Annotated in this window: 18 protein-coding genes, 1 tRNA gene and 1 riboswitch; of the genes, 14 read left to right on the top strand and 5 right to left on the bottom strand. The window is 45.2% G+C overall.

Annotated features, from left to right (window positions below; all coding sequences use genetic code 11):
* The 4 genes from rsxC to SU60_RS16220 form a co-directional block, all read right to left on the bottom strand.
* Positions 1-2,037: electron transport complex subunit RsxC (gene rsxC, locus SU60_RS16235; RefSeq protein WP_041156444.1), on the bottom strand; the 2,037-nt coding region annotated here is incomplete at its 3' end.
* Positions 2,038-2,045: 8 nt separating this feature from the next.
* Complete coding sequence (gene rsxB / locus SU60_RS16230) at positions 2,046-2,645, bottom strand: electron transport complex subunit RsxB (protein WP_041156443.1); 600 nt, start codon at positions 2,643-2,645, stop codon at positions 2,046-2,048.
* A 3-nt stretch (positions 2,646-2,648) separates the two neighbouring features.
* A complete protein-coding gene (rsxA, locus tag SU60_RS16225) occupies positions 2,649-3,227 on the bottom strand; it encodes an electron transport complex subunit RsxA (RefSeq protein WP_041156442.1) in 579 nt (192 codons plus the stop codon).
* A 347-nt stretch (positions 3,228-3,574) separates the two neighbouring features.
* Positions 3,575-3,650: transfer RNA gene (locus SU60_RS16220), tRNA-Asn, on the bottom strand.
* A gap of 545 nt (positions 3,651-4,195) precedes the next feature.
* Between SU60_RS16220 and uvrB the strand changes: the two genes are divergently transcribed.
* The 3 genes from uvrB to luxU all read left to right on the top strand — a co-directional run bounded on the left by uvrB (position 4,196) and on the right by luxU (position 8,199).
* Complete coding sequence (uvrB, locus tag SU60_RS16215; RefSeq protein WP_041156441.1) at positions 4,196-6,226, top strand: excinuclease ABC subunit UvrB; 2,031 nt, start codon at positions 4,196-4,198, stop codon at positions 6,224-6,226.
* Between the two features lie 231 nt (positions 6,227-6,457).
* A complete protein-coding gene (luxO, locus tag SU60_RS16210; RefSeq protein ID WP_041156440.1) occupies positions 6,458-7,861 on the top strand; it encodes a quorum-sensing sigma-54 dependent transcriptional regulator LuxO in 1,404 nt (467 codons plus the stop codon).
* Positions 7,858-8,199, top strand: coding sequence for a quorum-sensing phosphorelay protein LuxU (gene luxU, locus SU60_RS16205; RefSeq protein WP_084735928.1), 342 nt, complete (start codon positions 7,858-7,860; stop codon positions 8,197-8,199). The genes luxO and luxU overlap by 4 nt, the downstream gene beginning before the upstream one ends.
* A 107-nt stretch (positions 8,200-8,306) precedes the next feature.
* On the opposite strand, the gene SU60_RS16200 is transcribed toward luxU, so the two are convergent.
* Positions 8,307-9,203, bottom strand: coding sequence for a YvcK family protein (locus SU60_RS16200; RefSeq protein ID WP_041156438.1), 897 nt, complete (start codon positions 9,201-9,203; stop codon positions 8,307-8,309).
* A gap of 181 nt (positions 9,204-9,384) precedes the next feature.
* A riboswitch (molybdenum cofactor riboswitch) is annotated at positions 9,385-9,518 on the top strand.
* Here SU60_RS16200 and moaA point away from each other — a divergent pair.
* From moaA to SU60_RS16145, 11 genes are all read left to right on the top strand, one after another.
* Positions 9,507-10,496 (top strand): GTP 3',8-cyclase MoaA, encoded by a 990-nt coding sequence (gene moaA / locus SU60_RS16195; protein ID WP_041156437.1) that lies wholly within the window; start codon positions 9,507-9,509, stop codon positions 10,494-10,496. (Overlaps the previous riboswitch by 12 nt.)
* A gap of 171 nt (positions 10,497-10,667) precedes the next feature.
* Positions 10,668-11,180: a molybdenum cofactor biosynthesis protein B gene (gene moaB, locus SU60_RS16190; protein ID WP_041156436.1), complete on the top strand. Its 513-nt coding sequence runs from the start codon at positions 10,668-10,670 to the stop codon at positions 11,178-11,180.
* Positions 11,181-11,206: 26 nt separating this feature from the next.
* Positions 11,207-11,686: a cyclic pyranopterin monophosphate synthase MoaC gene (gene moaC / locus SU60_RS16185; protein WP_041156435.1), complete on the top strand. Its 480-nt coding sequence runs from the start codon at positions 11,207-11,209 to the stop codon at positions 11,684-11,686.
* Entirely contained in the window at positions 11,683-11,940 is a 258-nt protein-coding gene (gene moaD, locus SU60_RS16180) for a molybdopterin synthase sulfur carrier subunit (protein WP_041156434.1), read from the top strand. Before moaC ends, moaD begins: the two co-directional genes overlap by 4 nt.
* A 1-nt stretch (position 11,941) precedes the next feature.
* On the top strand, positions 11,942-12,397 hold the full coding sequence (gene moaE, locus SU60_RS16175; RefSeq protein WP_041156433.1) for a molybdopterin synthase catalytic subunit MoaE: 456 nt from the start codon (positions 11,942-11,944) through the stop codon (positions 12,395-12,397).
* Between the two features lie 542 nt (positions 12,398-12,939).
* Positions 12,940-14,565, top strand: coding sequence for an ABC transporter substrate-binding protein (locus SU60_RS16170; protein WP_041156432.1), 1,626 nt, complete (start codon positions 12,940-12,942; stop codon positions 14,563-14,565).
* 103 nt (positions 14,566-14,668) lie between these two features.
* Positions 14,669-15,589, top strand: coding sequence for an oligopeptide ABC transporter permease OppB (gene oppB, locus SU60_RS16165; protein ID WP_041156431.1), 921 nt, complete (start codon positions 14,669-14,671; stop codon positions 15,587-15,589).
* 12 nt (positions 15,590-15,601) lie between these two features.
* Positions 15,602-16,504 carry an oligopeptide ABC transporter permease OppC gene (gene oppC, locus SU60_RS16160; RefSeq protein WP_041156430.1) on the top strand — a complete coding sequence of 301 codons (903 nt, stop codon included), beginning with the start codon at positions 15,602-15,604 and terminating at the stop codon, positions 16,502-16,504.
* 17 nt (positions 16,505-16,521) lie between these two features.
* A complete protein-coding gene (gene oppD / locus SU60_RS16155) occupies positions 16,522-17,493 on the top strand; it encodes an ABC transporter ATP-binding protein (protein ID WP_041156429.1) in 972 nt (323 codons plus the stop codon).
* Positions 17,481-18,485, top strand: a complete 1,005-nt coding sequence (gene oppF / locus SU60_RS16150) for a murein tripeptide/oligopeptide ABC transporter ATP binding protein OppF (protein WP_415679362.1) — start codon at positions 17,481-17,483, stop codon at positions 18,483-18,485. Before oppD ends, oppF begins: the two co-directional genes overlap by 13 nt.
* Before the next feature lie 211 nt (positions 18,486-18,696).
* Complete coding sequence (locus tag SU60_RS16145; protein WP_041156428.1) at positions 18,697-19,641, top strand: glutathione S-transferase family protein; 945 nt, start codon at positions 18,697-18,699, stop codon at positions 19,639-19,641.
* Positions 19,642-19,756 lie beyond the last annotated feature (115 nt).

Genomic DNA, 19,756 nt, shown 5'->3' with positions numbered 1-19,756 from the left:
AGCGACGGCGGCCTTTTTCGGATCGTCGTTTTGCTTATCTGGTGCACTTTCATCTGTTTCAACACTTGTTGTCTCAGAGGATGTGTGTTCCTGAGTCGACTGCTGCGCTTTACGCGCTTTCGCCCGAGCAATGGCAGCGGCAACAGCGGCTTTCTTGGGATCACCCGTTTGCTCTACAGGTGTGACATCTGCTGTATGTTCATTGGGCGCTTGCTCGTCCGTTGTTTGCTGCTGCGCTTTACGTGCTTTTGCACGGGCAACCGCTGCAGCAACCGCGGATTTTTTGTCTTCAGATTTATCGCTGGAGGTGTCGTTGCTTTGTTGTTCTTTTTCAGCTTTGCGTTCGCGAGCAAGACGTTTACGCTCTTCGCGTAATTTCATCATTTCACTATTGTCAGGTTCCGCTGAACCTGATTTTGCCGCCGCAGCTTGTTTCGCTTTTGCTTTTGCAATGGCCGCGGCTACCGCTGGTTTAACGGTAGGTTCCGCTTTCTCTGCGGAGTCTGCTTTTTGCGCCTTAACACGAGCAATTGCAGCTGCAATGGCGTCTTCTCCACCAGAGGACTTCATCTCTTTACGACGTTCATCCGCTGCTTTTTTGAATCGATTTTCACGCGCGGCTTTTTCTCGCTCTAAGCGCGCTTTCTTCTCTTCAAAACGCAACTTGGCACGTTCCGCCGCTTCTGCTTCTTGGGCTCGTGTTCGGATTTCCGCCTTGGCTTGGCGATAGTATTGAACCAGTGGGATTTCACTTGGGCAGACAAAGGCACAAGCGCCACATTCAATACAGTCTTTGAGATTAAGTTCTTCAAGTTTCTCGTATTCTTCAGACTTTGCATACCATTGAAGCTGCTGAGGAAGTAATGACGCTGGGCATACTTCGGCACATTGACCACATCGAATGCACTCCATCTCATATTGGTGAGCGGATATTTCCCGGCGAGTGGGTGCGAGTATGCAGTTCGCTGTTTTGGTGATCGGGACCTGAGAGTGGGGGAGCGTGAAACCCATCATCGGGCCGCCCAAAATGAGTCGCGGCAACTTTTTATCCGCTTTGTAGCCGAATTCATCCAGTAACGATTGAATTGGGGTGCCAAGCAAGGCCCACACGTTGCGTGGTTTCTTGAAGGTTTTACCTGTTAGCGTAACCACGCGTTCTATCATCGGTTCACCGTCAATGATGGCGCGCTTAATGGCGTACAGAGAACCCACATTTTGCACCAAAATACCGATGTCCGCCGGGATCAAGCCGACCGGGACCTCTTTATTGGTCAGAATTTTTATCAGCTGTTTTTCACCGCCTGATGGGTATTTCGTTGGGATAACACGAATAACAATATCTTTATTCAACGCTGCATTTTCGAGCGCTTTGATGGCTTGCGGTTTATTGTCTTCAATCCCGATGATCGTCAGTTTAGGCTTGAGGATATGCTCAACGACCTCAATACCTTGAATAATCTCGTCTGCATGCTCTTGCATGAGTTTGTCATCGGAGGTGATGTAAGGTTCACACTCGGCTGCGTTGACGATTAAAATCTCGGTTCGCGCAATGCCTGATTGAATTTTTTTTGCGGTCGGGAAACCAGCGCCGCCCATGCCAGAAATACCTGCAAGACGAATGATATCAATTAGCGAATCAGGTGAGTGTTCAACATAGTTGGGGATTGGGTGTTTTTCGCACCAAGTGTCATGTCCATCCGGTATGATCACAATACACAACTCACTCAACCCTGATGGGTGAGCGACCGTTCTCGGTTCTATCGCGGAAACGTTCCCTGAAGTCGGTGCATGAACGGGCACAGTAAATCCCGTTTCTGATTGCGTGAGTGCTTGGCCTTTTAATACCGTATCACCCACCGAGACCAATAAGTTACCCGCTTTACCTATGTGTTGCTTAAGCGGTAAAACGATTTCTGATGGAAGCGAAGCGTGAACAAGTGGCTCTTGGTTTGATTGTTTTTTATTTTCTACCGGATGCACGCCACCCGGAAAGTCCCACAGCGAACCAGTACGAATTTGTTCAATTAAAGATACCATATGCAACCTTACTCAACTGAATCTTTCACGTTATCTGCTTGTTTTTCAGCAGCATCCGTAATGTTTAACACTGGGATGGTTTGAAGCTGCCATTTCCAGCTTTCTGTGGTGGTTGCCACAGGTATCATTTCAATACAGTCTGTCGGGCATGGAGCGACGCATAAGTCACAGCCCGTACATTCGTCTTTGATCACGGTATGAACGGCTTTTGTACCACCCACGATGGCATCTACAGGACAAGCTTGAATGCATTTTGTACAACCAATACACATGTCTTCGTGAATAAACGCCACCGTCGGTACTTTGCTCTCCAGGTCGTGGGCCGACTCTTCCGGTTCAACGCCCATTAAGTCCGCTAATTTCTCAATGGTTGCCTGACCGCCTGGAGGACACTTATTAATATTGTCACCGTTGGCAATAGCTTGCGCATAGGGGCGACAACCTGGATAACCACATTGCCCACATTGAGTTTGAGGCAAAATTGCATCGATTTGATCGACAATAGGGTCCGCTTCGACTTTAAAGCGGATGGACGCAAAACCGAGTATTGCACCGAAAATTGCGGCAAGAGCGGCAAGCGCGATGATTGCAATTAGAATCGTACTCATTAGTTACTTCACCAAGCCAGTAAAACCCATAAAGGCGAGTGACATTAAACCAGCGGTAATCATCGCAATGGATGCGCCTTTAAATGGAATAGGAACATCTGCCGCGGCAATCCTTTCACGCATGGAGGCAAACAAAATTAATACCAGCGAAAATCCAACCGCTGCTCCGAAGCCGTAAATGATCGATTCAATAAAGTTATGATTTTCATTAATGTTAAGAAGAGCCACACCCAACACTGCACAGTTGGTTGTGATCAATGGCAAGAATATGCCAAGCAAGCGATAAAGGGTGGGGCTGGTTTTGTGTACAACCATCTCTGTGAACTGCACCACAACCGCGATCACCAAGATAAAACTCATGGTTCTCAAGTATTCAATGCCAAGTGGTCGCAGAATGTAGGTCTCTACTAAGTATGCACACACAGACGCGAGCGTTAGCACGAATGTGGTCGCTAAGCCCATACCAATCGCCGTTTCGAGTTTTTTGGATACGCCCATAAAAGGACAGAGCCCCAAAAACTTCACCAGTACAAAGTTGTTCACCAGCACGGTGCCGACTAACAACAAAACATATTCGGTCATAGTTATTACGTTCTTAAAATCCGATCTCAATATTATCGTGTTTTGTGACGGCAATAACAACCAGTGAACGGTGTGGTTTTATATTCATGGTGGAAAAACATACACAGATGTGAGTTATTTCGGCGTATTGATATCAAAATGAATGAGTTGGTGACCGTTTTGTTGCGAGAAAGAGCGGGGGGATTATCCAATAAACGCTGTGTTTTGTTACGCAAAACATTTTACAGTTGGTTCCCCTATACCGCACTCGGTTCGGGTTACTCACTTCGATACATCAGTTCGGTAGAAACTTGTTGCGATTGAAAACGAAAAAAGCCCAGTTTTGCAACTGGGCTTTTTCTTAAATCTGGCTCCTCCTGCTGGGCTCGAACCAGCGACCTGCGGATTAACAGTCCGTCGCTCTACCAACTGAGCTAAGGAGGAATTACTTTGCTTAAAAGCGGGGCAAATCTTACCGATCACCCCAAAGCGTGTCAACAGTAAAAAAACACATTTTTATTAAAAAAACTTTCTTTAGGGGCTTTACTTTTTTGTAGTGCTTGCCGCTTAAGGGCTGGAGTTACTTATCCACTAAAATTGTGGATAAGTATGTTGATGAGTTCTGAGTAAAACTTTTTCATATGCAACATGGTGGCGTTGATTGGAATTTTTAGTCATGAATGTTGATTAAAAATTTACATAAAACAGGTATTTAGCTTTAAAGTGGAGAAGTTATTCAAAGTGGATGAAAAATGTACTTTTGGGGATAAGCGCGAGTTGCGCAACATTTTGGGGAAAAGTTGTGGAAGAAGATTTTGAACTTTTACGCAAGACAGCTTGCTAGGGCGAAATACTATATCAAAGAGTACTAAATAAGGCTATACCGAAGTTCGCAAAGCTTATAAATTAGTAAGCGTAAATTCTTTATAATGCGGTGTGTATAGGTATCCTATGTACAATCAAACGATGAAGTAAAGTTGAGGAAGGGTATGAGTAAAGTGTATGAACTGGTTTCTGACTATCAGCCATCAGGTGATCAACCAAGTGCGATTAAACAGCTGTTAGAAGGAATCGACTCTGGGCTCGCGCATCAAACCTTGCTGGGGGTAACGGGCTCGGGTAAGACCTTTACGTTAGCCAATGTGATCGCGCAAGCTCAAAGACCAGCAATATTGCTTGCACCCAACAAAACATTGGCTGCTCAGCTTTATGGTGAAATGAAATCATTCTTTCCAAACAATGCCGTAGAATACTTTGTTTCTTACTATGATTATTATCAGCCTGAAGCCTACGTACCCACAACCGATACGTTCATCGAAAAAGATGCGTCGGTAAACTCGCACATTGAGCAAATGCGTTTATCGGCGACGAAAGCATTGCTAGAGCGTAAAGATGCCATCATCGTGGCGTCAGTGTCTGCAATATATGGCTTGGGGGACCCTGAGTCGTATTTACAAATGATGCTCCATCTACGCCGAGGTAATGTGATTGATCAGCGAGACATGCTGCGCCGCTTGGCTGAGCTACAATATTCACGCAACGATGTCGCGTTCGAGCGTGGTCAATTCCGAGTCCGTGGTGAAGTTATCGATATCTTCCCTGCCGAGTCTGATCAAGATGCCGTTCGGGTCGAAATGTTTGACGATGAAGTCGACTGCATTAGTGTGTTTGATCCACTGACTGGCGTGGTAAAACAACGTGACTTGCCTCGTTATACTATTTACCCCAAGACGCACTATGTGACGCCCAGAGAACGAATTCTTGATGCCATCGAGAGCATCAAAATCGAGCTAGAAGTGCGCAAAAAGCAGTTGCTGGATAACAATAAATTGCTAGAAGAGCAGCGTATCAGTCAGCGTACTCAATTTGATATAGAAATGATGAACGAGCTAGGCTTTTGTTCTGGCATTGAAAACTATTCACGTTATCTCAGTGGTCGCTCAGAGGGCGAGCCGCCACCAACTTTGTTCGATTATTTACCCCATGACGGTTTACTCATAATTGACGAGTCACACGTAACGGTTCCGCAGATTGGTGCAATGTATAAAGGTGACCGCTCGCGCAAAGAAACCTTAGTAGAATTTGGCTTCCGCTTGCCTTCGGCACTGGACAATCGTCCGCTTAAGTTTGAAGAGTTCGAATCTCTCGCCCCGCAAACCATCTTCGTTTCAGCGACTCCGGGCAATTATGAACTTGAAAAATCAGCTGGAGAAGTGGCCGATCAGGTAGTACGGCCAACAGGTTTGTTGGATCCAGAATTAGAGGTTCGCCCTGTTGCGACTCAGGTCGATGATCTATTGTCCGAAATCCGAATTCGAGCGGTGAAAGATGAACGCGTATTGGTGACAACGTTAACCAAACGTATGGCAGAGGATCTGACTGAGTACCTACATGAGCATGATGTGCGGGTTCGTTATCTTCATTCAGATATTGATACGGTAGAACGGGTTGAGATTATTCGTGACCTGCGTTTGGGAGAGTTTGATGTGCTCGTTGGTATCAACTTATTGCGAGAAGGCTTGGATATGCCAGAAGTGTCGCTGGTGGCAATTTTAGACGCGGATAAAGAAGGCTTTTTGCGTTCAGAGCGCTCTTTGATTCAGACCATTGGCCGAGCGGCCCGTAACATCGAAGGCAAGGCGATTCTATACGGGGACTCGATCACTAAGTCGATGAAAAAAGCCATTGACGAAACGACTCGTCGTCGTGAAAAGCAAAAAGCATACAATGAAGAGATGGGGATTGAACCACAAGCTCTTAAGCGCAATATTAAAGACATTATGGAACTTGGTGATATTACCAAGTCTAAACGTCAACGGAACAACAAGCAGGTACCTTTGTCGAAGGTTGCTGAGCCGTCACAAGTATATGAAGTGATGTCGCCACAGCAATTGGAAAAAGAGATCAGTCGGTTAGAGGCGGCGATGTATCAGCATGCTCAAGATCTAGAGTTTGAGCTGGCGGCGCAAAAGCGTGATGAAATTGAGAAATTACGCGCTCAGTTTATTGCCAATAGCTAGTTATTACCAACAGCTAGTCATTGACAATCGCCTTTCTGTTGGCGGATTAATTCAGGCAATTCGTATACGGCAACCGTAGTATTATTGACAAGCGTCAAACCGGATACATTTTCACAATCGATAATATTGTTGAATCCTATGTGTTCGGTGAAACACACATGTCAATGGAATTGCAAAATGCGATGCGAAATGCGACCATTGTTAAAAATACAATAAAATATTAGCTAGGTTATGCAACAAAATACAGAAGGTCAAAAGTCTCGTTATCTATTGATGGTAGAGGACACCGCATCTGTTGCGGCGTTATACCGATCTTACCTGACTCCATTAGGGATTGACATCAACATTGTGGGGACGGGTAGAGATGCGATTGAAAGCCTCAAGCATCGAATTCCTGATCTTATCCTGCTTGATCTGCGTTTGCCAGACATGACAGGTATGGATGTTTTGCACTCGGTAAAAAATAGTCATCCTGATGTTCCCATTATTTTCATGACGGCTCACGGTTCAATAGATACCGCGGTAGAAGCCATGCGTCACGGATCTCAGGATTTTCTTATCAAGCCTTGCGAAGCCGATCGACTTCGCGTTACGGTCAATAATGCGATTCGTAAAGCGAGTAAATTGAAGAATGAAGCTGATAATCCTGGTAATCAAAATTATCAAGGCTTCATTGGTAGTAGCCAAACCATGCAGCAGGTGTATCGCACGATAGACTCCGCCGCGAGCAGTAAAGCCAGTATCTTCATTACCGGAGAGAGTGGTACAGGTAAAGAAGTGTGTGCAGAAGCCATACACGCAGCAAGCAAACGTGGGGATAAGCCGTTTATCGCCATTAACTGTGCTGCAATCCCTAAAGACTTGATAGAGAGCGAATTGTTTGGTCATGTTAAAGGGGCATTTACCGGCGCAGCAAATGATCGTCAAGGTGCAGCAGAGCTCGCTGATGGAGGGACATTATTCCTAGATGAGCTGTGTGAAATGGACTTAGATCTGCAAACTAAGTTACTGCGGTTTATTCAGACGGGGACATTTCAGAAGGTCGGTTCTTCCAAGATGAAGAGCGTCGATGTACGCTTTGTATGTGCGACAAACCGGGACCCTTGGAAAGAAGTTCAAGAAGGTCGCTTCCGTGAAGATTTATACTATCGCTTATACGTTATCCCGTTGCACTTACCTCCACTCAGAGAACGTGGTGAAGACGTCATCGAGATCGCCTATTCACTGTTAGGTTATATGTCACACGAAGAGGGCAAAGGTTTTGTTCGTTTTTCTCGAGATGTGATCGATAAGTTTAACAATTACGAATGGCCGGGTAACGTTCGACAGTTACAGAATGTGTTGCGTAATATTGTGGTTTTAAATAGCGGTAAAGAAATTACTTTGGATATGCTGCCGCCACCTTTGAATCGGCCAAAAGCCACCCCATCGGCACATCACGTCGCAGACTCAAAAGGATTGTCGACAAGCGATATTATGCCATTGTGGATGTCGGAAAAAGTCGCGATTGAACAAGCAATAGAGGCGTGTGACGGTAATATTCCACGAGCGGCTGGATACCTTGATGTTAGCCCGTCTACGATTTACCGAAAACTCCAAGCTTGGAATGATAAAGACCTTAAGGAAAAGGCGTGAACATGAGCTTATTAAATCAACAAAAAATCGATTCGCTGTCGAAAGAGATCGGCAGCGAAAATGTGCCTGTACTGCTTGATATTTTTTTAAGTGAAATGGACACTTACATTAAAAACCTGTCGAGCTATCAAGGCGCAGAGCAACTGGGTTATTTGAAAGAAATCAGCCACGCTCTGAAAAGTAGTGCAGCGAGCTTTGGCGCCGATCGTTTGTGCAACCTCGCGATTGCTATCGATATCAAGGCCAAAACTGATGACTTGAGTGAAAACTCGCCGCACATTGTAGAGATGCTCGAACTATTAAAGTTGACCCAAAAGACCTATCGCGCCTGGGGCTAATTGGTCTCGCTAGGGGCAATGTATGCTGAGCCTCGCGGCGATTGGATAATGTTGCTCTGTTCTATTTAATTAAACGTCTGCTGTATACGTATAAAGGTTGCGTTCGGTTATTTAGAGGTGGCGAGTTGTTTCTCTATGGCTAACTTCAGTTTGTTACGGTTATGACGCCAGTCTCTATTATCGGATGCTAAGGATTCAGTGACGACATTCCAGTTATCTAGCACGTCTTGTTCTGCTTGTTCAGCAAGAACTACATCGATCTTTCTTCCTTGGCATGCACGCTCACACCATTCCAACTTTTGTGCCATCGTCATACGACCTGCTGGACCATATTCTGGACTAAGATTAGCAACAAAAATCACTTTTGCATGTTGATTGTCTGCAATAGCTTGGCCTAATTCTGGCAGTAACAGTGGTGGCATAATACTGGTCAGAAAGCTACCTGGGCCAAGCACAATGGCATCTGCTTCAGCTAAAGCAGTGACAGCTTCCTTTGTCGCTGGGACTTGTGGCAACAGGTCTAAACGTTTTAGATCTGTCTCCATTTCATCAACGTTGGTTTCTCCAGTCACCCACTTACCATCGACAGACAGTGCAGAGAGATCGGATGGATGCTCTGACATCGGCAGAATGTTCACATCGACTTTCAACATGTTTCTGATTAAGTTGATCGCATCTAAAGGACGAACGGACAAGTTATCTAGGGCGGTAAGCATTAAGTTTCCTAGATTATGACCGTCGAGCTCACCAGTGCCTTTAAAGCGATATTCGAACATCATGGTACTGATCGAAGGTTCAGTAATTAGCTGATTGATGCAGTTGCGTGTATCGCCCCAAGCTATACCACCCTGACAAATGCGAATTCGACCTGTTGAACCGCCGTTGTCCGTTGTAGCAACAATGCCAGTTGCATTGCCTCCAAAATCTCTCAGTGCGGCTAGCATCCGGCCTAAACCGTGCCCACCGCCAACCGCGACCACTTTTTTATCTTTGTTGATATTCATTGTGTTCTTCTAATAATCGATCAAAAACGTCTACAATTTAGCTTAAGCCTCGCAAGAGTGATACTCAGTTGGAGGTAAATTGTGTGTTAGAAGAATTTTTTGTTACTTAAGTCTAGATTCGAGACAAAATATTCAGTATTTTATTCGCTTAAACGCTGCCAAAGGTCCAATTAAATTCTTTTGGTTGCCATAGCTCCGAGCTCAATGTGCTAAGTCTCAGGATATGCAGGTTGAGCCAGTGGTCGATTACCACAAGGGCATGATTGGAAATGATTATGCCTCCCGTGTTTGGAAAGGTGTTCCGTGGCGCAACAATTCGAAGATAAATTTCATCGCAAGTTCTATTACTTGCGTCTGTCAGTGACAGATGTTTGTAATTTCAAATGTACTTACTGTCTTCCTGATGGGTACCAACCCTCGGGCAAGAAAAACTCGTCTTTTTTAACGCTACCCGAGATAACACGGGTGGTGAAGGCTTTTGCTGATTGTGGTACGTCGAAAGTTCGTATTACCGGTGGTGAGCCAAGCTTACGCAAAGATTTTACTGATATTATTCATACTGTCGCCAACACGCCTGGTATTAAGAAAGTCGCAACGACGACTAACGGCTATCGCATGGCAAAACAAGTCGCTGACTGGCGTGACGCTGGTTTAACGCACATTAATGTCAGCGTCGATAGTCTTGATCCTCGTATGTTCCATCAAATTACTGGTGAAAATAAGTTCACTGACGTTATGAATGGGATCGAGCGTGCGTTTGAAGTGGGTTACGAGCAAGTCAAAGTCAACGTGGTATTGATGAAAGATCTCAATCATCAAGAGCTACCTGCGTTTCTCAATTGGATTAAAGATCGCCCAATTCAACTGCGTTTCATTGAGTTGATGCAGACTGGTGAGATGGACGGCTTGTTTGAGCGTCATCATGTCTCCGGTGTTGCTATACGCAATCAATTGATCGCCAATGGCTGGTTGCTCAAAGTTCGCTCCCAAAATGATGGCCCAGCCCAAGTCTTCATGCATCCAGATTACAAGGGTGAAATTGGTCTGATCATGCCGTACGAAAAAGACTTCTGTGAAAGCTGTAACCGGCTTCGTGTGTCCGCAGTAGGTAAACTGCATCTTTGTCTGTTTGGTGAACATGGTGTGGAATTACGAGATTTACTGCAAAAGGACGAGCAAGAAAGCGAACTGATTGAACGCATTCAAGCGCAACTGCAGACCAAATCTGTCAGTCATTTTCTGCATGATGGTAATCCAGGCATGACGCCTCATCTTGCCTCTATCGGCGGCTGATATACTAAGCGGATTTTAACTCCTTGACTTTGTTTGAGTTTGAGTCAATTTGATCTTGAGGACGTTAGAGTATGCAATCCAATTTTTGTAAGTCGCTAATGCAAGCGGCTTAGTACTTTTCCAGAATTGATACCCCCGTGTATCAACGTGAATTTAAGAATAGGTGGACAAATGGGTCACGCTGAAAGCAAATTTCAACCTGCAAATATTGCCGTTTTAACGGTATCTGACACTCGTACTGAAGAAAATGACACATCAGGTCGTTATCTTGTCGAGCACGCTCAAGAAGCCGGTCACAATGTCGTAGACAAGCAAATTGTGATTGATGATATGTATAAGATCCGAGCAATTGTATCTCAGTGGATAGCTGATGAAAAAGTTCAGGCGGTATTGATTACTGGAGGCACTGGTTTTACTTCCCGTGACAGTACACCTGAGGCATTAAAGCCGCTTTTTGACAAAGAAGTAGAAGGCTTTGGTGAGCTTTTCCGTATGGTATCTTACGAAGAAATCGGCACGTCTACTATCCAGTCTCGCGCTATTGCTGGGTTTGCCAATCATACTGCCATTTTTGCGATGCCGGGCTCGACAGGTGCATGCCGTACTGGTTGGACGAAGATCATTCAGCAACAGTTGGATGCGAGTCATCGTCCATGTAACTTCATGCCACACTTGTCCGTATAATCTTTCCTAAGAGTGAAGGAAGCATCATGACCCAATTTACCCACATTAATGCATCCGGTGAAGCTAACATGGTGGATGTTTCGGCAAAAACTGAAACAGTCCGTGAAGCACGCGCTGAAGCATTTGTTCACATGGCTCAAGAAACGCTGCAACTGATCGTTTCCGGCTCACATCATAAAGGGGATGTCTTTGCGACCGCGCGCATTGCAGGCATTCAAGCTGCAAAGAAAACTTGGGACCTGATCCCGCTATGCCACCCGTTATTGCTCTCAAAAGTTGAAGTCCAACTGGAAGCCATTGAAGCCGAAAATATGGTTCGTATTGAATCGGTGTGTAAGCTTGCAGGCAAAACAGGGGTGGAGATGGAAGCATTAACGGCTGCTTCAGTGGCTGCGTTGACAATATATGATATGTGCAAGGCTGTGCAAAAAGACATGGTAATTGGGCAAGTTCGCCTTCTGGAGAAGACCGGTGGTAAATCAGGACACTTTAAGGTGAATCAATGATTAAAGTTATTTTCTTCGCACAAACCCGAGAATTAGTGGGCGTTGACAGTGTCGAGTTAGACGGTCATTTCGAGACGGTGGAAGCGATTCGGGCGCATTTAGTCGAAATGGGTGAGGGCGATAGCGGAAAATGGGACCTTGCACTTGAGCCAGGTAAACTGCTCGTAGCGGTCAACCAGTCTATTGTACCGTTAGATACTCAAGTCAAGGTGGGGGATGAAGTGGCCTTTTTCCCTCCTGTAACAGGAGGTTAATGTGGATCCTCGAGTTTCCGTTCAGGTTGATGATTTTTCAGTTGATCAAGAGTACCAAAACTTATCTAAAGGCACGTCTGCTGGTGCGGTTGTCACGTTTATCGGTAAAGTTCGCGATATGAATTTGGGTGATAACGTTGTGGGGTTGCACTTAGAACATTACCCAGGCATGACCGAGAAAAGTCTTAGTGATATCTGCGATCAAGCAGAATCTCGCTGGCCGCTGCTGGGGGTTCGAGTGATTCACCGAGTAGGAGATTTAGATAGTGGCGAGCAAATCGTCTTCGTTGGTGTGTCAAGTGCTCACCGCGGGGCATCATTCGAAGCTTGCGAGTTCATTATGGACTATCTAAAAACCAAGGCCCCCTTTTGGAAAAAAGAGCGTACAACGAACGAAAGCCGTTGGGTTGATGCGCGTGATACCGATCACCAAGCTGCCAAACGTTGGCAAAAATAGACCCGTTTCCTATGCCTTGATTCAATAAAGCTAAGTGCAAACCACTTAGCTTTTTTATTATCGATCCACTTCCTCCGAATGAACGCAAGTACAACCTGCCAAATGTGCCTTTTACAATTGTCTCATTTTTGCGTGTGGTGACCCTCTTCACAACAAAATGTTTCCTAGTTATTAAATTTCTTCAAATGATTATTTCATTGTGGTAAGTATTGTTAATGGCGTAACAATTAGCACAACATACTATGTAATCGATTGTTTCTAGATTAATTGAAAGTTTTGACTGTCTGAGGGGGATTCTTGTCCCAGATTTTCTGCCTATCGCTTTTAAATTAGAGATTATTACTGGTTATGTAGGTTTGTTGCAGAATTATTGCGTTTTTTATGGCAAATTAATTCAATGATTGATAATGTGACCCCTTGTCTTTGTAAGGTTTTAGGGTTTTTACACCTAAAAAGTGAACTAAAACGTTCTAATACACTGTGCTTTTAAGCCTCTTGCGAAGATGTCATGGATGCAAACTAAAAAACTTGGAGTTTTACGCATGTATAAAAACAAAATCACCACAGCACTACTTCTTGGTGCTGGTCTTGCTGTCGCCTCTACAGCTTCTTTTGCCGCACACGTTCCCGCTGGCACCAAATTAGCAGATGTTCAAGAGATTGTTCGTGGTAACGGTACAGAAGTTGCCACAATCGACCCACACAAATCTCAAGGGGTACCTGAGTCACACGTTATTCGTGATCTTTTAGAAGGCTTGGTAAACCAAGATGCAGACGGCAACACTATTCCTGGTGTCGCTGAAAGCTGGGAAACGCCTGATAATAAAACCTTCACTTTCCATCTTCGCAAAGACGCGAAATGGTCTAACGGCGACCCAGTAACAGCAGAAGACTTTGTTTACAGCTGGCAGCGTGCTGTCGATCCTGCGACTGCTTCTCCATATTCTTGGTACATGGAAATGACGCAGATGAAAAATGCTGCTGACATCGTCGCTGGGAAAAAGGATAAAAGCGAGTTAGGTGTTAAAGCCGTTGACGCAAATACACTTGTGGTTGAACTGGACTCTCCAGTACCATACTTCGTGATGATGATGGGCCACACTACAACCAAGCCTGTTCACAAAGCGACAGTCGAGAAGTGGGGCGATCAATGGACGAAGCCTGAACACTTTGTCGGTAATGGCGCTTACGTTGTTGATAAATGGGTGGTAAACGAGCGTTTGGTATTGAAGCGTAATGAACAGTACTGGGATAACGAGCACACTGTTCTTAACAAAGTGACCTTCTTACCAATCGAAAACCAAGTGGCAGAGATGAACCGATTCTTAGCGGGCGAAATCGATATCAGCTACGAAGTGCCGGTCGAACATTTCCGTCGTCTACAGAAAGAGCATCCAGAGTCAGTATCTGTCGTAGGTAACTTGTGTTCTTACTACTACTCATTTAATACCAAGAAAAAGCCATTTGACGATGTTCGCGTTCGTAAAGCGATCTCTTACGCGATTGACCGTGATATCGTCAGTAATGCAATCATGGGTCAGGGTCAGAAGCCTGCATACTTCTTGACGCCTGAAATTACCGCTGGTTTCCATCCGGTTATGCCTGAGTACGGCAAAATGACTCAGAAAGAGCGTAACGCAGAAGCGGCGCGTCTCCTTGCGGAAGCTGGTTACGGTAAAGACAACCCGCTTAAATTCTCTCTTCTTTACAACACTTCTGAGAACCACAAAAAAGTTGCGGTCGCAATCGGCTCAATGTGGAAGAAAACACTGGGTCTAGACGTTACTCTAGAAAACCAAGAGTGGAAAACGTACCTATCCTCGAAAGACCAAGGTGACTTCGAAGTGGCTCGTGCTGGTTGGTGTGGCGACTACAACGAAGCGTCTTCATTCCTAACGCTAATGACCAGCAACAATACAACTGGCGGTCAGCACTGGGGTAATAAAGAGTACGATGCAATCATGGAAAAAGCGCTGACTTCAACCTCTGAAGAAGAGCGTCAAAAACTTTACGCCGACGCGGAAGCGTTGATGGCGAAAGACATGCCAATTGCACCAATCTATCAATACGTGAAAACACGCCTACTATCACCAAAGGTGGGTGGCTTCCCGTCTAACAACCCGGAAGAAAAGATTTATTCAAAAGACTTATACATAAAAGCTGAATAATCAAATAACTATAATTGTCTAAACACTGCATGTACCCCAAGTTAGCGACGGTACATGCAGTCTTTTCTGTTTTTAAATTGTCACAGACTGGAAGCGTGAGTTTATGTTTAAATTCATTATCAGACGCGTACTAGAAGCAATTCCGACTATGTTGGTTTTGATTACAGTATCGTTCTTTCTCATGCGCTTTGCACCGGGTAACCCGTTTTCAAGCGAACGCGCACTTCCGCCAGAAGTTATGGCGAATATCGAAGCGAAGTACGGTTTGGATAAACCCGTATTTGAGCAGTACACCACCTATTTGACCAACGTGATTCAAGGTGACTTTGGTCCATCATTCAAATACCTAGATTACTCGGTAAATGAGCTGATTTTTGCCGCGTTGCCTGTATCTGCAAAAGTTGGTTTTGCCGCATTCATCTTTACTGTCATCATGGGAGTCGGCGTCGGGACCATCGCTGCATTGCGGCAAAATACCTGGCTTGATTACTCGATCATGGCCACCGCTATGATTGGGGTTGTCATGCCATCGTTCGTGTTGGCTCCGGTATTGATTTATCTCTTTTCCATCAATTTAGGTTGGTTCCCTGCCGGAGGCTGGCTGGATGGTTCCTTTAAATACATGGCGTTACCAGTCTTGGGTATGTCTCTTTTGTATGTGGCAACGTTTGCGCGTATTACTCGCGGCTCAATGATTGAAACACTCAACAGTAACTTCATTCGTACCGCTCGTGCGAAAGGCCTGAGTTACCGTTATATCGTCTTCAAACATGCATTAAAACCTGCTTTGCTTCCTGTTGTATCGTACATGGGGCCAGCATTTGTCGGCATCATCACCGGTTCGGTGGTGATTGAAACGATCTTTGGCTTGCCAGGTATTGGTAAGTTGTTCGTCAATGCCGCGTTCAACCGCGACTATTCATTGGTAATGGGGGTCACCATTTTAATTGGTTTCCTATTCATCCTGTTCAACGCAGTGGTAGATATTCTGTTGGCAGCGATTGACCCGAAAATTCGTTACTAAGGAAGTGTGACTATGTTGACGAAAAAAGAAAATTTAGAAGCGATTGAAAAGTTTTCTGAAAATCTAGAAATTGAGGGTCGTAGCTTATGGCAGGACGCTCGAATTCGCTTTATGCGAAACAAAGCCGCGATGGTGAGTCTGGTCATTCTGATATTGATGACACTCGCGGTTATCTTTTTGCCTATGATTGCGCCTTTCACCTATGACGATACTGATTGGTACGCGATGCATGTCGCGCCGAATGCTGAGCATTGGTTTGGTACCGATAGCCTGGGACGTGATATTTATGTGCGTACTTTAATTGGTGGTCGTATTTCACTCATGGTTGGTGTCATGGGGGCGTTTGTAGCGGTACTTATCGGTACGCTATATGGTGCTGCATCTGGCTTTATTGGTGGTCGCGTTGACCGTATCATGATGCGTATCCTTGAAATACTTTATGCTGTGCCATTTATGTTCCTTGTGATTGTCTTGGTGACGTTCTTTGGGCGTAATATCGTGTTGATATTCGTTGCTATCGGTGCCATTGCCTGGCTCGACATGGCGCGTATTGTGCGTGGTCAAACGCTCAGTTTACGGAGCAAAGAGTTTATTGAAGCCGCACATGTATGTGGTGTGAGTAATTGGAAAATTATCACTCGACATATCATACCTAACGTTTTGGGTATTGTTGCCGTTTACTCGACGTTATTGATTCCAAGCATGATTCTTACCGAGTCGTTCTTATCGTTCCTTGGTCTAGGTGTTCAAGAGCCTATGACAAGTTGGGGAGCGTTGTTGCAAGAAGGGGCAAACACAATGGAAATCGCAATCTGGCAGCTAGGCTTCCCAGCTGCATTCATGGTGGTGACATTGTTCTGCTTTAACTATGTTGGTGACGGTCTACGTGACGCACTGGATCCAAAAGACAGATAAGAATTGAGGAAGTATAGATGGCTTTATTAGATGTCAAAGATCTGCGCGTCGAGTTTACTACCCAAGATGGTATTGTGACCGCAGTAAACGACTTAAACTTTTCGCTAAATCAAGGGGAAACCTTGGGTATCGTTGGTGAGTCCGGTTCGGGTAAATCTCAGACCGTCTTCTCTATCATGGGCCTATTGGCGAAGAACGGTATTATTTCTGGCAGTGCGAAGTTCGAAGGCAGAGAAATTTTAAACCTACCGGAAAAAGAATTAAACAAAGTTCGCGCAGAACAAATTGCGATGATTTTCCAAGACCCAATGACGTCACTGAACCCATATATGAAAGTCAGTGATCAACTAATGGAAGTCTTAATGCTGCATAAAGGCATGGGAAAATCCGAAGCGTTTGAAGAGTCTGTTCGCATGCTTGAAGCGGTAAAAATCCCAGAAGCTCGCAAGCGTATTACGATGTATCCACACGAGTTTTCCGGTGGTATGCGTCAACGTGTGATGATCGCTATGGCACTTCTGTGCCGTCCAAAGTTACTAATTGCCGATGAACCAACAACGGCATTGGACGTGACGGTACAAGCTCAGATCATGGATCTACTGAATGAACTCAAGTCGGAGTTCAATACGGCAATCATTATGATCACTCACGACTTAGGCGTTGTTGCTGGTTCTTGTGACAAAGTATTGGTTATGTACGCGGGTCGTACTATGGAGTACGGCACGGTTAATGAGATCTTCTACAATCCGAGTCATCCGTATGCTGAAGGCTTGCTAAAAGCCATCCCTCGTCTTGATACAGAGGGTGAAATTCTACCAACCATTCCTGGCAATCCACCTAACTTGTTGCATCTGCCACCAGGCTGCCCTTATCAAGAGCGCTGCCACCGAGTGATGGACCGTTGTAAGCAAGAAGCGCCTGTACTGACGCCGTTTGGTAACGGTCGTCAGCGTGCGTGTTTTTCTGATTGGGAGGCATGGAAGAAATGAATGCAATCGATAAAAAGCTAATTTTAGACATCACGGATCTGAAGGTTCATTTCAGCATCGCTTCAAAATCAGCGTGGCCATGGTCTAAACCAGCGAGCCTTAAAGCCGTCGACGGTGTTAATGTGCGACTCTATGAAGGTGAGACCTTAGGTGTAGTGGGCGAATCAGGTTGTGGTAAATCTACGTTTGCTCGCGCCATTATCGGCCTAGTAGAGGCTACAGATGGCGAGGTGGTTTGGTTAGGGCAAGATCTAACCAAGATGAAAGACGTTCAGCGCCGCGAAACGCGCAAAGAGATGCAGATGATTTTCCAAGATCCACTTGCTTCTCTAAACCCGCGAATGACCGTTGGTGATATTATCGCTGAGCCGCTAGAAACCTTTTACCCGAAGCTAACCAAGCAAGAAGTGAAGGATCGTGTAAAAGAAATGATGGCGAAGGTTGGACTATTACCGAATGTCATCAACCGCTACCCACACGAGTTCTCTGGTGGACAGTGTCAGCGTATTGGCATTGCGCGTGCGCTTATTCTTAAGCCAAAAATGATCATCTGTGACGAACCAGTATCGGCCTTGGATGTATCCATTCAGGCTCAGGTCGTGAACTTGCTCAAAGAGCTGCAAAAAGAACTAGGCCTTTCCTTAGTCTTTATCGCTCACGACTTGTCGGTAGTAAAGCACATCTCGGATCGTGTTTTGGTGATGTACTTAGGTAATGCGGTAGAACTTGGTGAATCCGATGCGTTGTTTGCGGAACCGAAGCATCCATATACACGAGCGTTGATGTCAGCAGTGCCAATTCCTGATCCGGAATTAGAGCGTAAGAAAACGATTCAAATGTTAGAAGGCGACCTACCATCGCCAATCAGCCCACCTTCTGGTTGTGTGTTTAGAACGCGTTGTCCGATGGCGACCGATGAGTGCGCGAAAACTAAACCAACCATTCAAGGTACTGATGTGCATGCAGTGTCGTGTCTGCACGTGAGTATATGAATCGCCTAACCTGATTCGGGTTAATTAAATTCAGCCTGTGACGGGCTTAAGCGCGGCTTCTTTTTATAAGAGTCGCGCTTTTTTATCTGATGCCTTGACGTTGAACCGTTCGAATTTTTAGAACAAGACGTCCTAAGTGGGTGGATTTTAAGCGAGCTCAGAATTGCTAAGATATACCTAATTAAAGAAATATAGAGCGAGGAGACGAGACATGGGTAAATTGGTCGAAGGTGTTTGGCACGATGTATGGTACGACACAAAATCCAGTGGCGGCAAGTTTGAGCGCGAGGATGCCGGTTTTCGTGACTGGATCAAAAATGAGCCTAACGCCACGTTTCAACCAGAGTCTGGTCGCTACCACCTTTATGTTTCTCTTGCTTGTCCGTGGGCTCATCGAACGCTGATTTTTCGTAAGCTTAAAGGGTTGGAATCTCATATCGATGTGACGATAGTATGTCCGGATATGCTCAGCCAAGGCTGGCAAATGGGTCTACCTGAGCCGCTATTTGGCCACACTCGTATGTACCAAATTTATACTCAAGCGAAACCAGATTACTCTGGCCGCGTGACGGTACCCGTCTTGTGGGATAAAAAAACGAACACGATTGTATCGAATGAGTCGTCAGAAATTATCCGTATGTTCAATTCTGAGTTCAACGATTTAACCGGGAATCAAGATGACTATTACCCAGAGTCATTACAGTCGCTTATTGATGAATGGAATGAATATATCTACCCAAATGTAAATAACGGTGTATACCGCTGCGGGTTCGCGACCACACAGGATGCGTATGAAGAAGCGTTTGATTCATTGTTTGCTGCTCTTGATAAAATTGATGCGCACTTGGCGACACATCGTTATCTCGCGGGCAACCGTATTACCGAAGCGGATTGGCGTTTATTCACCACGTTAGTGCGTTTTGATGCGGTCTACGTGGGTCACTTTAAATGTAATAAAAAACGCATCGCTGACTATGTAAATATTCAAGGTTACCTAAAAGAGCTGTATCAAGTTGATGGTGTGGCGGAGACAACCGACTTCTACCATATTAAGCGTCACTATTATTTCAGTCATACGGGTATTAATCCAACTCAAGTGGTGCCAAAAGGACCTGAACTGGATCTAGAGTCTGATCATGGCAGACACCATTTATAATTTTCTGCTGTTAAATCCGCATGCTGTTAAATCCAAATTGAAGCGTCACGTTATGTGACGCTTTTTTTTGCTCTCATTCCCCGCTTTATCCGGCTATATGACTTAAACTTATGAT

The organism is Vibrio mytili (genome assembly GCF_000830505.1).
Taxonomy (GTDB): domain Bacteria; phylum Pseudomonadota; class Gammaproteobacteria; order Enterobacterales; family Vibrionaceae; genus Vibrio; species Vibrio mytili.
The sequence above is the reverse complement of the archived record's forward strand: the minus strand, read 5'-3'. Positions and strand labels throughout refer to the sequence as shown.